The organism is Arthrobacter subterraneus (genome assembly GCF_900099735.1).
Lineage (GTDB): Bacteria > Actinomycetota > Actinomycetes > Actinomycetales > Micrococcaceae > Arthrobacter_D > Arthrobacter_D subterraneus.
Window position 1 is genome coordinate 37718 of the sequence record NZ_FNDT01000005.1, and the last position, 13271, is coordinate 50988.

Annotated in this window: 13 protein-coding genes; 11 read left to right on the forward strand and 2 right to left on the reverse strand. The window is 66.7% G+C overall.

The window, feature by feature from the left end; all coding sequences use genetic code 11:
* Positions 1-65 precede the first annotated feature (65 nt).
* The gene (locus tag BLS52_RS07465; RefSeq protein WP_090585596.1) at positions 66-1202 is read left to right on the forward strand and encodes an alcohol dehydrogenase catalytic domain-containing protein; all 1137 of its coding nucleotides are present in this window, start codon (positions 66-68) and stop codon (positions 1200-1202) included.
* Between the two features lie 45 nt (positions 1203-1247).
* A complete protein-coding gene (locus BLS52_RS07470) occupies positions 1248-1955 on the forward strand; it encodes an endonuclease/exonuclease/phosphatase family protein (RefSeq protein WP_090585598.1) in 708 nt (235 codons plus the stop codon).
* A 120-nt stretch (positions 1956-2075) separates the two neighbouring features.
* On the opposite strand, the gene BLS52_RS07475 is transcribed toward BLS52_RS07470, so the two are convergent.
* A complete protein-coding gene (locus BLS52_RS07475; protein WP_026544564.1) occupies positions 2076-2726 on the reverse strand; it encodes an SDR family oxidoreductase in 651 nt (216 codons plus the stop codon).
* Positions 2727-2943: 217 nt separating this feature from the next.
* Between BLS52_RS07475 and BLS52_RS07480 the strand changes: the two genes are divergently transcribed.
* The 9 genes from BLS52_RS07480 to BLS52_RS07520 all read left to right on the forward strand — a co-directional run bounded on the left by BLS52_RS07480 (position 2944) and on the right by BLS52_RS07520 (position 11949).
* Positions 2944-4017 carry a matrixin family metalloprotease gene (locus tag BLS52_RS07480; protein WP_139186237.1) on the forward strand — a complete coding sequence of 358 codons (1074 nt, stop codon included), beginning with the start codon at positions 2944-2946 and terminating at the stop codon, positions 4015-4017.
* A gap of 158 nt (positions 4018-4175) precedes the next feature.
* A complete protein-coding gene (locus BLS52_RS07485; RefSeq protein ID WP_090585599.1) occupies positions 4176-4439 on the forward strand; it encodes a hypothetical protein in 264 nt (87 codons plus the stop codon).
* 21 nt (positions 4440-4460) lie between these two features.
* Positions 4461-5126 (forward strand): class I SAM-dependent methyltransferase, encoded by a 666-nt coding sequence (locus BLS52_RS07490; RefSeq protein WP_245702748.1) that lies wholly within the window; start codon positions 4461-4463, stop codon positions 5124-5126.
* Positions 5127-5190: 64 nt separating this feature from the next.
* Positions 5191-5727: a GNAT family N-acetyltransferase gene (locus tag BLS52_RS07495; RefSeq protein WP_245702749.1), complete on the forward strand. Its 537-nt coding sequence runs from the start codon at positions 5191-5193 to the stop codon at positions 5725-5727.
* Between the two features lie 162 nt (positions 5728-5889).
* The gene (locus BLS52_RS07500; protein WP_090585601.1) at positions 5890-6726 is read left to right on the forward strand and encodes an ABC transporter ATP-binding protein; all 837 of its coding nucleotides are present in this window, start codon (positions 5890-5892) and stop codon (positions 6724-6726) included.
* Entirely contained in the window at positions 6723-7574 is an 852-nt protein-coding gene (locus BLS52_RS07505; RefSeq protein ID WP_216699039.1) for an ABC transporter permease, read from the forward strand. Before BLS52_RS07500 ends, BLS52_RS07505 begins: the two co-directional genes overlap by 4 nt.
* 41 nt (positions 7575-7615) lie before the next feature.
* On the forward strand, positions 7616-8698 hold the full coding sequence (locus BLS52_RS07510; RefSeq protein WP_090585602.1) for an ABC transporter substrate-binding protein: 1083 nt from the start codon (positions 7616-7618) through the stop codon (positions 8696-8698).
* 69 nt (positions 8699-8767) lie between these two features.
* A complete protein-coding gene (locus tag BLS52_RS07515) occupies positions 8768-10729 on the forward strand; it encodes an aconitate hydratase (RefSeq protein WP_090585604.1) in 1962 nt (653 codons plus the stop codon).
* 38 nt (positions 10730-10767) lie between these two features.
* On the forward strand, positions 10768-11949 hold the full coding sequence (locus BLS52_RS07520) for an MFS transporter (protein WP_175460111.1): 1182 nt from the start codon (positions 10768-10770) through the stop codon (positions 11947-11949).
* 72 nt (positions 11950-12021) lie between these two features.
* Here BLS52_RS07520 and BLS52_RS07525 read toward each other — a convergent pair whose 3' ends face one another.
* The gene (locus BLS52_RS07525; protein WP_090585607.1) at positions 12022-13254 is read right to left on the reverse strand and encodes an NAD(P)/FAD-dependent oxidoreductase; all 1233 of its coding nucleotides are present in this window, start codon (positions 13252-13254) and stop codon (positions 12022-12024) included.
* Positions 13255-13271 lie beyond the last annotated feature (17 nt).

The following is a 13271-nucleotide window of genomic DNA, read 5'->3' on the forward strand; positions in this document are numbered from 1 at the left end:
CCTGAAAAACCCCGCCTGAACCGCAACCTCAGCAACCACCAGCGGTCCACAGAACGAAGGCCTACATGAAGATCACCGGAGCAGTCCTCGAGGAAATCGGCCGGCAACGCCCCTACGCGGATTCCCGGCCCATCAGCATCGGTGAAGTGGAGCTGGACGGGCCCGGCCCCGGTGAAATCCTCGTCCGGATCGAGGCCGCTGGGCTCTGCCACTCGGACCTCTCCGTAGTGGACGGCAACCGGATCCGGCCCGTCCCCATGCTTTTGGGCCACGAGGCGGCCGGCCGCGTGGAGCAGTTGGGGGACGGCGTCGTCGGGCTCTCCATCGGCGACCGGGTGGTCATGGCGTTCCTGCCGCGCTGCGGCGAGTGCAGGAACTGCGGGACCGACGGGCTGCTACCCTGCACCGTGGGTTCGGCCGCCAACAATGAGGGCGTGCTGCTCGACGGCGGTCAGCGCCTCCACCGCAATGGTGAGGACATCCGGCACCACCTCGGCGTCTCCGGGTTCGCCACCCACGCGGTGGTCAACCGCAAGTCCGTGGTGAGGATCGACGACGACGTCCCACCGGAAATCGCCGCCGTCCTGGGCTGCGCTGTCCTCACCGGCGGCGGCGCCGTCATCAACACCGGCAAGCCGCAGGATGGTGATGCTGTGGTGGTGGTCGGGCTGGGCGGCGTTGGCATGGCTGCGCTGATCACGGCTCTGTCGCTCGGGAAGGGCGACGTGATCGGAGTGGACGCCGTACCCGCCAAGCTGGAAGCAGCGAAGGAGTTGGGCGCCACCGCCGTCTACACCCCGCAGGAAGCACTCGACCAGGGCGTCAAGGCGCCGGTGGTCATCGAGGCCGCCGGGAATGCCCGGGCTTTCGAAACCGCCGTGCAGCTCACCGGGGTCGGCGGAACCACGGTAACGGTCGGGCTGCCGTCACCGGATGCCCGGGCGTCGATCGCACCGCTCGGTCTCACCGCTGAGGCGCGGACCATCGTGGGCAGCTACCTCGGCTCGGCGGTCCCGGAGCGGGACATCCCGCGGTATGCGCAGCTGTGGCGGGAAGGGAAACTGCCCGTCGAGGCGCTGATCTCCTCCCATATTTCACTCGATGACATCAACGAGGCGATGGACCAGCTCGCGGAAGGGAATGCCATCCGGCAGGTCATCCTCTTCGACTCATCCTCCGCTTCCCTGCGCAGGAGTGTCTAAACTGAACGTGCTTCTGCCCTCCATCGCCAAAGGAGTACGGCCCTGATACGCACAATCAGCTACAACCTTCGCGAGCACAAAGCCAGTGGAGAGCTGGAATCCCTGGTGCAGTACTACAAGGTGGATCTGCTGTGCCTGCAGGAGTGCGATGCGTCTGACCTTCCCGACGTCGTCGGTAACCTCCAGATGGCCACCGTCACCAAGGAAAACCGGCTGGGACTGGCGATGTACTACAGCCGCGAGCGGTTCGACATGGTCCGGGCCGACGCGTTCTCGCTCAAGAAGTCGCTCCATGACCGTGTGCTCTCGCCCGCGCACGAGCGGTTGATCGGCGTGAAGTTCCTCGATCTCGAGACTGAGCGCACGCTGGTGGCCGGTTCCTTCCACGCCGCTCCCCTGACGGCGTCGAACTCGCTGCGACGGCATCAGATCGACGCCGCGCACGCCGAACTGCTGAGCATGGGCGACGGCCTCGCAACCCTCATGGTCGGCGATTTCAACTACCCGTTCTTCACGCAGAAGCTCACCGCGCACATGACCGAATCCGGCTACGATCTCTCGCTGAGCGACCGCCGGACCTACACGCGTGGAATGGTGTTCCGCGGGCACTTCGACTTTGCCACCTCGCGTGGGCTGGAAATCGACCGGGTGGAGACCCTGCCGCGCGGTGCATCGGACCACCTCCCGATCCTCGTGCTGGCGGACTACCGGAACGACAACGGGAACGGGGAGGAAACCGCACCCGCCGAATAGCTATCACCGATGCCGAGAGAACGCGCCCGCCCACTGGGTCTATTCGCTCGGTGGGCAGGAACGTATCCTGCCCACCGAGTTCCACGAGCCGCTGGGCAGATTCCGTCTCGGGTGTAGGCGTTACACCACCTCGACGGCCTCCGCGATCGGCGTCTCGCCGCTGTTGAACTGGATGAACTTCCCCACCGTCCCCGGGTTGCTCAGCACTGCAGCCGCCACCTGTGCCACGTCTTCACGGGCCACCGAATCCTGCTGCGGCTCCGGCGATACCTCGATTGCACCGATGCCCGGATCCGTGGTGAGTGCGCCCGGTCCGAGGATGGTCCACGCAAGATCGGTGCCGCGCAGGTACTCGTCCGCTGCAGCCTTCGCCTCGGCGTAGTGGAAGAACCCGGTCTCCGGTGAGACACCGTGGTCCTTCCGGGCACCGATGTAGGAGACCATCACGTAGCGGTCCACGCCCGCCTCCTTCGCGGCGTCCATGGACCGGATCGCCGCGTCCCTGTCGATCGCGTACGTGTCCTCCGGGCTGCTTCCCGCCGCGCCGGCCGACCACACCACCGCGTCATGCCCGCGCACGACGTCGGCCAACTCGCCAACCGACAGCTTCGTTACATCCGCGACAACCGGCTGCGCACCCGCGCTCTCGACGTCCGCCGCATGGTCGGGATTGCGGATGATCGAACTCACCTGGTGTCCGGCGCCGGACAGCATCCGGGACAGGTGCAGCGCCACTTTTCCGTGGCCTCCAATAATGGCAACTCGCGACATGACCGCTCCTTCTCATGGGGTTCTCGTTCACTGGGTGTGCTGCCCGCAACGCTACGAGGACGACGACGGCAGTGGCTACCTATTCAGCGTCCGGCGAATACCGGTGGTGCCGCCTTCCTGAAACTTTTCGGCAGGTTTGGCACAAATCGGCAGCTCCCGGGCACGCATGAGCGATGCTGTTCCGAGAACATCTGCGCGAGAGGACTAGCTGGACACCATGGGGGTACTGGACCGCGAGTGGTTCCAACGGGATGACAACCCGTCCGGAGGTTCTCAGCCGCCGGTGGGACAGCCGCCCGGTATGAGGCAATCCGGCTCGGGACGCGTCCCGCAGTGGGCACTGGAGGAAGCACTCAACGAACAACTGCGCGCCTACCGGACCGAAACCGGCGGCCGATGGCCCGGAGACAACCGGGCAGGCAGCAACCGGGCGGGCGGTCTCCGGGGAGGCGGCAATCCGGCGGGAGGAGGGCGCCGTCGTCGTCGTGGGCAGTCAGCGGTGCGAAAACTGCGAGTCCGCACCGCTGCGTTGGTTGTGTTCGTCGTCGCGCTGTATCTCACGCCGACCGTCTTTGAACGGGACATCTTCCCCGACGTTCTCCCGCTCCTCCCCTGGTCCAACGTTCCCCCGCGCGGAGTGGAAGCATCCACGGTCCCGCTGGGCACTCCGCCGCCGTCAACCGGTTCAGCCCAATACGCGCTGTTCGACTACCCCAACCTGCAGCAGGAATTCGTGGCGTATGACCCGTGCCGTCCGGTCCACTACGTCGTGCGGCCGGACAACGCACCCGCGGGTACGGAGGGCATCGTGCAGGAGGCTGTCGCCGAGGTGTCTGCGGCAACCGGGCTCACCTTCGTTTTCGACGGGCCCACCAGCGAACCACCGAGCCCCGGGGAACGGGACTCCTACCAGCCAGACCGCTACGGCAAACGCTGGGCACCGGTCCTGATCACCTGGACCAGCCCGTCCGAAATTCCCGAACTGGCCGGAGACACCGCAGGCCTCGGCGGCAGCGAGATCGCGCAGCGGCCCGACAAACCCCTTGTCCTGGTGGCCGGGCAGGTCATGCTGGATGCACCGGCCATGGTCCAGATCCTCGAATTCGAGGGCGGGCGGGAACATGTCAGGGCCATCGTGATCCACGAGCTCGCCCACGTGCTGGGGCTGGACCACGTGCAGGACCCAACGCAGCTGATGCATGAGGAGAACACCGGACAGATCCACCTCGCCGAGGGAGACCTGGCAGGCCTCGCAAAGCTCGGCGCGGGACCCTGCGTGCCGGAGCTCTAAGAGGGTTCCGCGACCGCCGAAGCGACGCCGGCCCGAATGAAGTCCAGCACAAAACCCGCCGCCGGGCCTGGGCATTCGCACAGCGACTGGACAGACCCGGCGTCCTAGAATTTCAGTAGTTCCACCCCGCCCGAACCGACAACGGAGTCAGATCAGCGATGAAGAAGCACCACCCGCACCATCACGTGCAGGGCACCGGCACGCACAAGACCCGCGAGGCCCGAACCGGCGAACACTGCCCCGTGGACGGCTGGTGGGCGCCCGCCGGCAGGGAAGCCGACCGGCGCTACATTGCCCAGGGCAGCGTCCTGCCCGCCCACGACGGCGACACCGTCACCTGGATCTTCGTCGCCAGACGGTCCGACTCACGCCAGCCGAAATATGCCCTGCCCGCAGCCGGCGCTTTCATTGACAACTTCTAGCGTCCAGGGCTGTTTGCGCCCGTGACCGATCCCGATCCCGACCGGGGACCTGCAGACCTCCAGCATCCCCGCTTTGCCCGCGCGTATGCGCGTGCCGTGGAGGGAATGAACATCAGGGGCGCCACCGAACACCGCCGTGCACTGCTTCACGGGCTGAACGGCAGGGTGGTCGAGATCGGAGCCGGTGACGGATCGAATTTTAGCCACTACCCGGCTATGGTCACCGAGGTCCTGGCAGTCGAGCCCGATGACCACCTCAGGTCCCTCGCCCGGAGCCGGGCTTCCTCCGCGCCGGTTCCCGTTCGGGTGGTCGCCGGAACGGCCGAGGAGATTCCAGCCGCTGACGGGAGCGCCGATGCTGTGGTCGCGAGCCTCGTGCTGTGCAGCGTTTCAGATCAGTCCGTGGCGCTGGCCGAGGCCCGCAGGGTGTTGCGCCCGGGCGGCGTTCTGGCCTTCTACGAGCACGTCCGCTCCGACCGCACGGTGCTTGCCGCCCTCGAGGATCTGCTGACACCCCTGTGGCACCGTGCGGCAGGGGGCTGCCACCCGAACCGGGACACGCTGGAATCAATCGTGGCGGCCGGCTTCGAAGTCCGCGACACCAAGCGTTTCGGTTTCTCGGTCCAGCCGCTGGTGCCGCCGGTTGCGCATATCCTCGGCCACGCGGTGTCGCCCGCCTCCAGCTGAACGGCACCGCTTATTACGCACCAGCCGGTGCCCGAAGAGGCGAATCGGCGCTAACCTGACTTCCGTGACCGTTGTTATTGACCATGCCACCGCGAACGACGCCGGCCCCCTTGCCTCCCTGGCGGCCGTCACCTTCCCGCTCGCCTGCCCGCCGACTTCCCATCCGGACGACATTGCGCACTTCGTCGCCACCGAGTTGTCCGAGGAGCGGTTCACCCAGCACATCGCAGATCTGGACAAGATCCTGCTGTGCCTGCGGGAAAACGGGCACCTCCTCGCCTGGAGCATGCTCGCCAAAGGATTCCCGAAGGACGAACAGGTCCGCTCCACGCTGTCCATCTTCCCCACAATCGAACTCAGCAAGTTCTACGTCCATCCGTCACAGCATGGGCAGGGCTCGTCCTCGCACCTGATGGAGGCGTCCCTGGAGATCGCCGCCCAGGGCACTGAGGCAGCGGGTATCTGGTTGGGCACCAATGACCGGAACGCCCGCGCCGTCCGCTTCTACGAGAAGCACGGATTCACCCGCGTCGGCGCCAAGACCTTCCAGCTGGGACGCAACGTCGAGACTGACTTCGTCATGGAGCGTCCGCTGGGCTGACCGGCCCATATCAGAAGGCTGACGCCGCAGGCTAAGAAAAACCGCAGTCACGTAGCGCTTGAGTGTGACGCACATTACTGTGTACTATTCAAACCACATCATGAAGAACAACCCACAATGTGGTTCCGCGGAATGAGCGTTGTGGCTTTCAGGAGATGAGCAATGACGCATCCTGCACAGACCGAGTACGCCGTTGAACTGAACGGCTGCACCAAGGAGTTCGTCACCCCGGGCGGCGGGTCCTACTTCGCCGTGCGGGATATCGACCTCAAGGTGGAGCCCGGGCGGTTCGTCTCAATCGTCGGCCCTACCGGCTCCGGCAAGTCCACCATCCTGAACATGGCAGCGGGACTGCTCAATCCGTCGTCGGGCACTGTCCATAGTTTTGGCCAGCCCGTTGACGGCGTGAACCGGCGGGCCTCCTACATGTTCCAGCAGGACGCGCTGCTGCCCTGGAAGTCGGTCATCGACAACGTCAGCCTGGGCCTCACCATGGCCGGCGTCTCCAAGGCCGAGGCCTATGACGAGTCCCGCCGCTGGCTCGAGAAGGTGGGCCTGAAGAACTTCGCCGACCGGTATCCGCACCAGCTTTCCGGCGGCATGCGCAAGCGCACCGCCGTGGCGCAGGCCTGGATCGTCAACCCGGACATCCTGCTCATGGACGAGCCGTTCTCCGCCCTCGACGTCCAGACCCGGCAGATCATGGAGAACGAACTCCTTGAGCTCTGGCAGGAATCGAACAAGGCAGTCGTCTTCATCACCCATGACCTGGATGAGGCCATTGCCCTCTCCGACGAGGTGATCATCCTCGGTGCGGGACCGGGCAGCACCGTCGTCGGCAGCTACGACATCGACATTCCGCGCCCCCGCGACCTCCTCGACATCCGCGACGACCCCAAGTTCGTGGACCTCCACCGCGAGATCTGGGGCCGCCTGAAGGTTGAAGTCTCCAGAACCTATGAATCCGCCCGGGAAGAAGAAGAGAGCGACGCAGCATGACCGTGGCACCAGCATCGAAAAACGTTGAGAAGAACATCAGCCCCGCCGCGGCGCAGAAGCCCCGGCGCAAGCGGGCCGAGACGTCGAACTTCTCCATCCGGATGGGACAGCTGGCGCTCGCCGTGGGCGTGCTGGGATCCTGGGAGCTCCTGTGCCGGATCGGTGTCATTGACCCGTTCTTCTTCCCGCTCCCCTCCGACATCCTGGACACCGTGTGGGTCTGGATCTCCACCGGCTTTGTGTTCCCGCACCTGTGGGTCACCCTGCAGGAGGCCATCCTCGCATTCATCACCGGCGCCGCAGCCGGCCTGATCCTCGGCTTCCTCCTTGCCCGGGTACGCCTTCTCGAACGGCTCTTCGACCCGTTCCTGCAGATGTTCAACGCGCTCCCCCGCGTTGTGCTGGCGCCTATCTTCCTGCTCTGGTTCGGTCTCGGCATCTGGTCGAAGGTGGCCTTCGGCTTCACCCTGGTGTTCTTCATTGTCTTCTTCAACACCCTCGAAGGCGTCAAGAGCGTGGACCGAGTCCTGGTGGACAACGCCAAGATGCTCGGAGCCTCCGAAAAGCAGCTCCTCCGCCACGTCTTCATCCCCAGCGCCCTGACGTGGATTTTCTCCAGCCTCCACATCAGCGTCGGTTTCGCCATCACCGGTGCGGTGGTCGGTGAATACCTCGGCGCGTCCGCCGGTGTCGGCTACGCCATCGCCCAGGCCCAGGGCGTGTTCGACACCGAAGGCGTCTTCGCCGGCATGTTCATCCTCATGTTCGTGGTGCTCATCATCGATCTGGGCGTCAACCGCGTTGAACGCCACCTCCTGCGCTGGCGCCCGCCGCAGCAGGCCTCCTAACCTCCTTCCTCACCCAGCCCATCCGTCCGAAAGGGACTTCCATGTTCAGCTCCACCCGCCGGCAAGGTCGCCGCACATCCCTCACCAAGCCCCTCGCCGTCGTCGCCGGTCTTGCCCTTGCCCTGTCTGCGTGCGGCGCCCCACAGTCCGCACCTCCGGGGCAGGAAGGGAACGACGGCGGCGGCGAGGCCGGCGGCGAGACCGTCACCATCGGCGTCGGAGGCCAGACCCTGCTCACCTACCTGCCCACCACGCTTGCCCAGGAACTGGGCTACTACGAGGAAGAGGGCCTCGACGTCGATCTCCAGGACCTCCAGGGCGGCTCGAAGGCGCTGACGGCGATGATCGGCGGCAGCACCGACGTCACCAGCGGCTACTACGAGCACACCATCCAGATGCAGGCCAAAAACCAGCCGATCAAGGGGTTCGTCAACATGAACCTCTCCTCCGGGCTGGTCCTCGTGGTTGCTGAGAAGAACAAGGACACCATCAAGTCCGTGGCTGACCTCAAGGGCAAGAACGTGGGCGTGACCTCCCCGGGCTCCTCCACGGACATGTTCGTGAAGTACCTGCTCTCCGAGAACGGAATGGCGCTCGACGACGCCGCGGTGTCCGCTATCGGAGCCGGCTCCTCCGCCGTCGCCGCCGTCGAGCAGGGCCAGGTGGACGCCGCCGTCATGCTCGAGCCGGACGTCACCGTCCTCGGCAAGCGCCTGGGCACGGAACCGACCATCATCGAGGATGTCCGCACCCCGGAGGGACTGCAGGAAGTCTTCGGTACCGACGCCTGGCCGTCGTCGAGCCTGTACGCCACGTCCGCATGGCTTGAGGAGAACCCTGAGTCCGCGCAGAAGCTGGCCAACGCCATCAAGAAGACGCTGCAGTTCATCGCCGACCACTCCGGTGAGGAGATCGCCGCAGAAATGCCCGAATCGTTCGCCGGCGGCGATCCCGAACAGTACGCCAAGGTCATCGAGGAAATGAAGCCGGCTCTCAGCACGGACGGCGTCTTCACCGAGGCAGGCGTGGAAGCGGTCCTGAAGACCCAGCGGGTGGCGAACCCCGAGGTCGGCGATGCCGAGATCAACCTCGAGGAAACCTACACCAACGAGTTCGTCGAATAGTCCACCACCGCTGCGGCCCGTTCTGAAAAGGACGGGCCGCAGTTGTCTGTCCAGCCCCGGAGGATTCCCATGACCCAGAACCTGACCCAGAAGCTCCTCGCGAGCCACCTTGTTTCGGGTGAGCTGACACCCGGCACCGACATCACTATCGCCGTGGACCAGATCCTCATCGAAGACGCCACGGGGACGATGACCGCAATGCAGTTCGAGATGCTCGGTGTCGAGTCCGTGGCCGTTCCGCTGGCCGTCATGTACGTCGACCACAACGTCCTGCAGATCGATGACAAGAACATGCAGGACCATCACTACCTGCGGACCTTCTCGGCGCGTTACGGCCTGCGGTACTCTCCCGCCGGGCACGGGATCTCGCACTACATCCATCTTGAGCACTTCGCCCGGCCCGGCGGGGTGCTGGTCGGCGCCGACTCCCACACCTCAACAGCCGGAGCGCTCGGCATGTTCGCGCTGGGAGCCGGTGGTCTGGAGGTGGCCGTTGCCATGGCCGGCTACGGCTTCGACTTCGTGTGCCCCGCCGTCGTCGGTGTGGAACTGACCGGGGAACTGGGCTCCATCACCGAGGCGAAGGACGTGGTGCTGGAGCTCCTGCGCCGCCACGACGTGCGCGGCGGGCGCGGGAAGGTGTTCGAGTTCCACGGCGACGGAGTGGCGTCCCTGACCGTCTCGGCGCGGGCGACGATCTGCAACATGATCATCGAAACCGGTGCCGCCACGGCCGTCTTCCCCTCCGACGAGCAGACGCGTGGCTGGCTGCGCGCACAGCAGCGGGAGGACGAGTTCACGCCGCTGGCCGCAGATGACGGCGCCGCGTACGACGACGTCGAACAAATTGACCTCTCATCGCTGGTGCCGCTGGTGGCCGTGCCGCACTCCCCCGGGAACGTCGTCGCCGTCTCGGAACTGCCGCGGACCGAGGTGGTCCAGGTCTGCGTCGGCTCCTCGGTCAACAGCTCGTATGAGGATCTCGCGACGGTCGCCGCCATCCTCAAGGGCCACACCGTCCACCCCGCCGTTCAGCTCACGGTCACGCCGGGTTCCCGGCAGATCCTCCAGACCATCATCGCGTCCGGTGTCTACGGTGACCTGATGGAGGCCGGTGCCCGCATGCTGGAGCCGGTCTGCGGACCCTGTGTCGGCATCGGACAGGCGCCGACCGCGGGGCAGGCGTCCCTGCGCACGTTCAACCGCAACTTTCCCGGCCGCAGCGGCACGGCGGCGGACAGCGTCTACCTGTGTTCGCCGTCGACGGCGGCGGCCAGCGCGCTGGAAGGCGCCATCGTCGATGCCTCCACGGTCAGCCTCGGTGAGCTGCGCCCTGCCGCCGCCCCGAATCCCGGAGTCCACGACGTGCACATCGCGGGGGTGCTGCCCGCCTCCGTGCGCAGCGGCATCGAGATCGAGCGCGGCCCAAACCTCGTCCCGCCGCCCCAGCCGGAACCCCTCCCGGCCGATCTCGACGCTCCGGTGCTCATCGTCGTCGGGGACGACATCTCCACCGGTGACATGGCACCCGACGGGGCCATCGCCATGTCAGTCTGGTCCAACATCGAGGCCTGCGCCCGGTTCATGTTCAATCGGCTGGATCCGCAGTTCCACGACCGCGCCCGCACAGAGGGCGGCGGCGTCATCGTCGGCGGCGAAAATTACGGGCAAGGTTCCTCACGCGAACATGCGGCGCTGATCCCGCTCTTTCTGGGCATCCGCCTGGTGGCGGCGCGCAGCTATGCGCGGATCCACCGCCGGAACCTGATCGCCGCCGGCATTGTGCCGGCCCTGATTGCCGCGGACGCCGACGCTGCCGTCGGGCAGCGCTGGATGATCGAGGGACTGCGTGAGGCCGTGGCGAACGGTGCCACCTCCGTCACAGCCACGGCCGACGGCGGCACACCGGTGACGCTCACGCTGGACTTCTCGCCGGGCGAGCGTGCCGTCCTCGCCGCCGGTGGTCTGCTGTCTCATGTCCGCAGCGGCGGCCGCCCGCTCCCGGCACAAACCGATGCGCACGCGTCCTAAACTCGTTCAGTGAGGCAATCAACGACGGCGGCGAACCAGTGAACCAGAAACACCCAGGCCAGCGGGCCACCGGCATCGCGGCCCTGACCACCGTGGTGGCCGTCCTCCCCGCGTTCCTGGTGGGCGGACTCGCCGTCCAGCTCGAGGGTGACCTCGGGATGACGGCCGCGGCCCTTGGCCTGTGCGTTGCGTCCTTCTGGGCGGTGTCCGCGCTCCTGTCGGCGCCCGCCGGCTTCATCGCCAGCGCGCTGGGGCTCCGCCGCGGCATGCTGCTCACCGTCGGCCTCGGCTTCACGGCCATGGTCGGCATCGCGGTCTTCACGCCGCATTGGCCGTTCCTCATTCTCTGGCTCAGCATCGCCGGCGCCGCCAACGCACTGAGCCATCCGCTCTCCAACGGCCTCATTGTGGACCAGGTGGGCCCCCGTAACCGCGCCTTCTCATTCGGGCTGAAGCAGGCCGCCATCCCCACCGCCACGCTCACCGCCGGTCTCTCGGTGCCCATCTTCGCGCTCACCATCGGCTGGCAGTGGACCTTCGCAGCGACCGCGCTTCTCGCCGTCGCACTGGTTCCCATCCTCCTCCGCGGCCTGCCGCGCCGGGCACCCACGACGGCGACGAAAGCCGGCCGCGCGCCCCGCGCCCCACTGCCCAAACGGCTTCGCCCGTTCCTCTTCGCCACCGCCGTCGCCGGCGCCCTGGGCTCCGGTCAGGCGAACGTGGTCGGCGCGTTCACCGTGGCTTCCGCCGTCGAAACCGGATTCAATCCCGCCGCCGCCGGCCTGCTGCTGGGTGGCGCAAGCGCCGCCGGCATCCTCGCCCGGCCGCTGGTGGGCGTCCTCGCCGACCGCGGGATCGGCGGATCCATGGCCACCGTCGCCCTGATGATCGGCGCCGGCTGCCTGGGCCTGATCGGCATGGCGTCCGGTAATCCGCTCGCGTATGGAATCGGCGCCGTCGTTGCCTTCGGCCTCGGGTGGGGCTGGAACGGCCTGGTGCACTACGTGGTCTCCCATACCGCGCACCCCTTCACCGCACAGGCCACCGGCATTACCCAGACGGGAACGTACGTGGGCGGAACCGTGGCTCCGCTGGTGTTCGGCCTGTTGTTTGCCGCCTACGACGACAGCGTGGGCTGGGCGATTGCCGCCGGCGTCGCTGCGGCCGGGGCCATTGCGGCCGCCGTCGCCTTCAGGCTGGAAAAGGGTCTTCGCACCTAACCGCACAGCCGACCCCCTCGGGCTCCTTCCGGGACGGACATCTGGCCCGTTGGCGGCGTCAGGGTAAGAAGGCTAGAGGGAGCGCAGAGCGCGTTCGGGGTCCGCGAGGGCTTTCCGGTCCACTGTCCTTTCGCTCCGGATGAGCTCCTGGATGTCCTCCTGGACGTCCCACACATTCACGTTCATGCCGGCCACCACCCGTTCCTTCAGAAGCCAGAACGCGATGAACTCGCGGCTCTCAAGACTGCCGCGCACCACCAGGTCGGCGTCTGCGGTAAGTGCGCCGTACCCGGAGTACTCCATCCCGAGGTCAAACTGGTCGGTGTAGAAGTAGGGGATGTCGTCCAGCGCGGCGTCCTGTCCGAGCATCGACCTGGCGGCCACCTTGCCGCCGGCAATGGCGTTGGCCCAGTGCTCGCTGCGGGTGTACCGGCGGGTGACCGGATGCAGCACGTTGGCTACATCGCCGGCCGCGAAGATGTCCTCGGCGCTGGTGCGCAGGGCCGAATCAACCTGGATTCCGTTGGTGACGGTCAGCCCGGCCGACTCTGCCAGGGCCGTCTGCGGCAGCACACCCACCGCGATGACCACGAGGTCCGCGGGCAGCGTCTCCCCGGTATCGGTGACGACGGCGGTGACGCGCCCTGCGCCGTCGCCCCGGATTTCCGCAGCCTCAGACGGGAGCCTGAACCGGACGCCGGCTTCCAGATGGCGGTCAAGGAAAACCTCCCCGAGGTCGCGTCCGATGGCTGCACTGAGCGGAATGTCCTCGCGTCCCAGCAGGGTGACCTCGTTTCCCAGTTCCCGTGCTGTTGCCGCGATCTCCATGCCGATCCACCCCGAGCCAATGAGCACCAGCTTTTTCCCGCCGCCGGCGAGCTCGGAATGCAGCCACTGGCTATCGGTCTTTGTGCGGAAATAGTGCACTCCCTCGACCTCCGCGCCGGGAATGTCCAGCCGCCGGGGAACGGCCCCGGTGGCGAGGAGCAGCTTGCCGTACCGAAACGAGCGGCCGCCGGCGAGGGCAACGGTGTGCGAGGCCGGATCGATGCTGACCGCGGCATCCGAGGTGAGGAGTTCGACGTCGTTCTCCCGGAACCACTGCTCCGGGTAGGGCAGGAGCGATTCCTCGCTCTCCTTGCCCGCGAGGAATCCTTTCGACAGCGGCGGGCGCAGGTAGGGCACCTGGCCTTCCGCCCCCAGCAGGACCACGGGACCGGCGTAGCCTTCCTCCCTCAGGGTGGCCGCCGCCGTCGCTCCCGCCAGCCCCGCGCCGACGATCACCATTGCCTGGTTGCTGTCCATGAGAAGTTCTCTCTTCC

Excerpts from the sequence above, each read along its gene's own strand:
- BLS52_RS07510 (WP_090585602.1), top strand. The coding sequence starts at position 7,616 with ATGTTCAGCTCCACCCGCCGGCAAGGTCGCCGCACATCCCTCACCAAG.
- BLS52_RS07500 (WP_090585601.1), top strand. The coding sequence starts at position 5,890 with ATGACGCATCCTGCACAGACCGAGTACGCCGTTGAACTGAACGGCTGC.
- BLS52_RS07475 (WP_026544564.1), bottom strand. The coding sequence starts at position 2,726 with ATGTCGCGAGTTGCCATTATTGGAGGCCACGGAAAAGTGGCGCTGCAC.
- BLS52_RS07515 (WP_090585604.1), top strand. The coding sequence starts at position 8,768 with ATGACCCAGAACCTGACCCAGAAGCTCCTCGCGAGCCACCTTGTTTCG.
- BLS52_RS07485 (WP_090585599.1), top strand. The coding sequence starts at position 4,176 with ATGAAGAAGCACCACCCGCACCATCACGTGCAGGGCACCGGCACGCAC.
- BLS52_RS07505 (WP_216699039.1), top strand. The coding sequence starts at position 6,723 with ATGACCGTGGCACCAGCATCGAAAAACGTTGAGAAGAACATCAGCCCC.
- BLS52_RS07465 (WP_090585596.1), top strand. The coding sequence starts at position 66 with ATGAAGATCACCGGAGCAGTCCTCGAGGAAATCGGCCGGCAACGCCCC.
- BLS52_RS07480 (WP_139186237.1), top strand. The coding sequence starts at position 2,944 with ATGGGGGTACTGGACCGCGAGTGGTTCCAACGGGATGACAACCCGTCC.
- BLS52_RS07525 (WP_090585607.1), bottom strand. The coding sequence starts at position 13,254 with ATGGACAGCAACCAGGCAATGGTGATCGTCGGCGCGGGGCTGGCGGGA.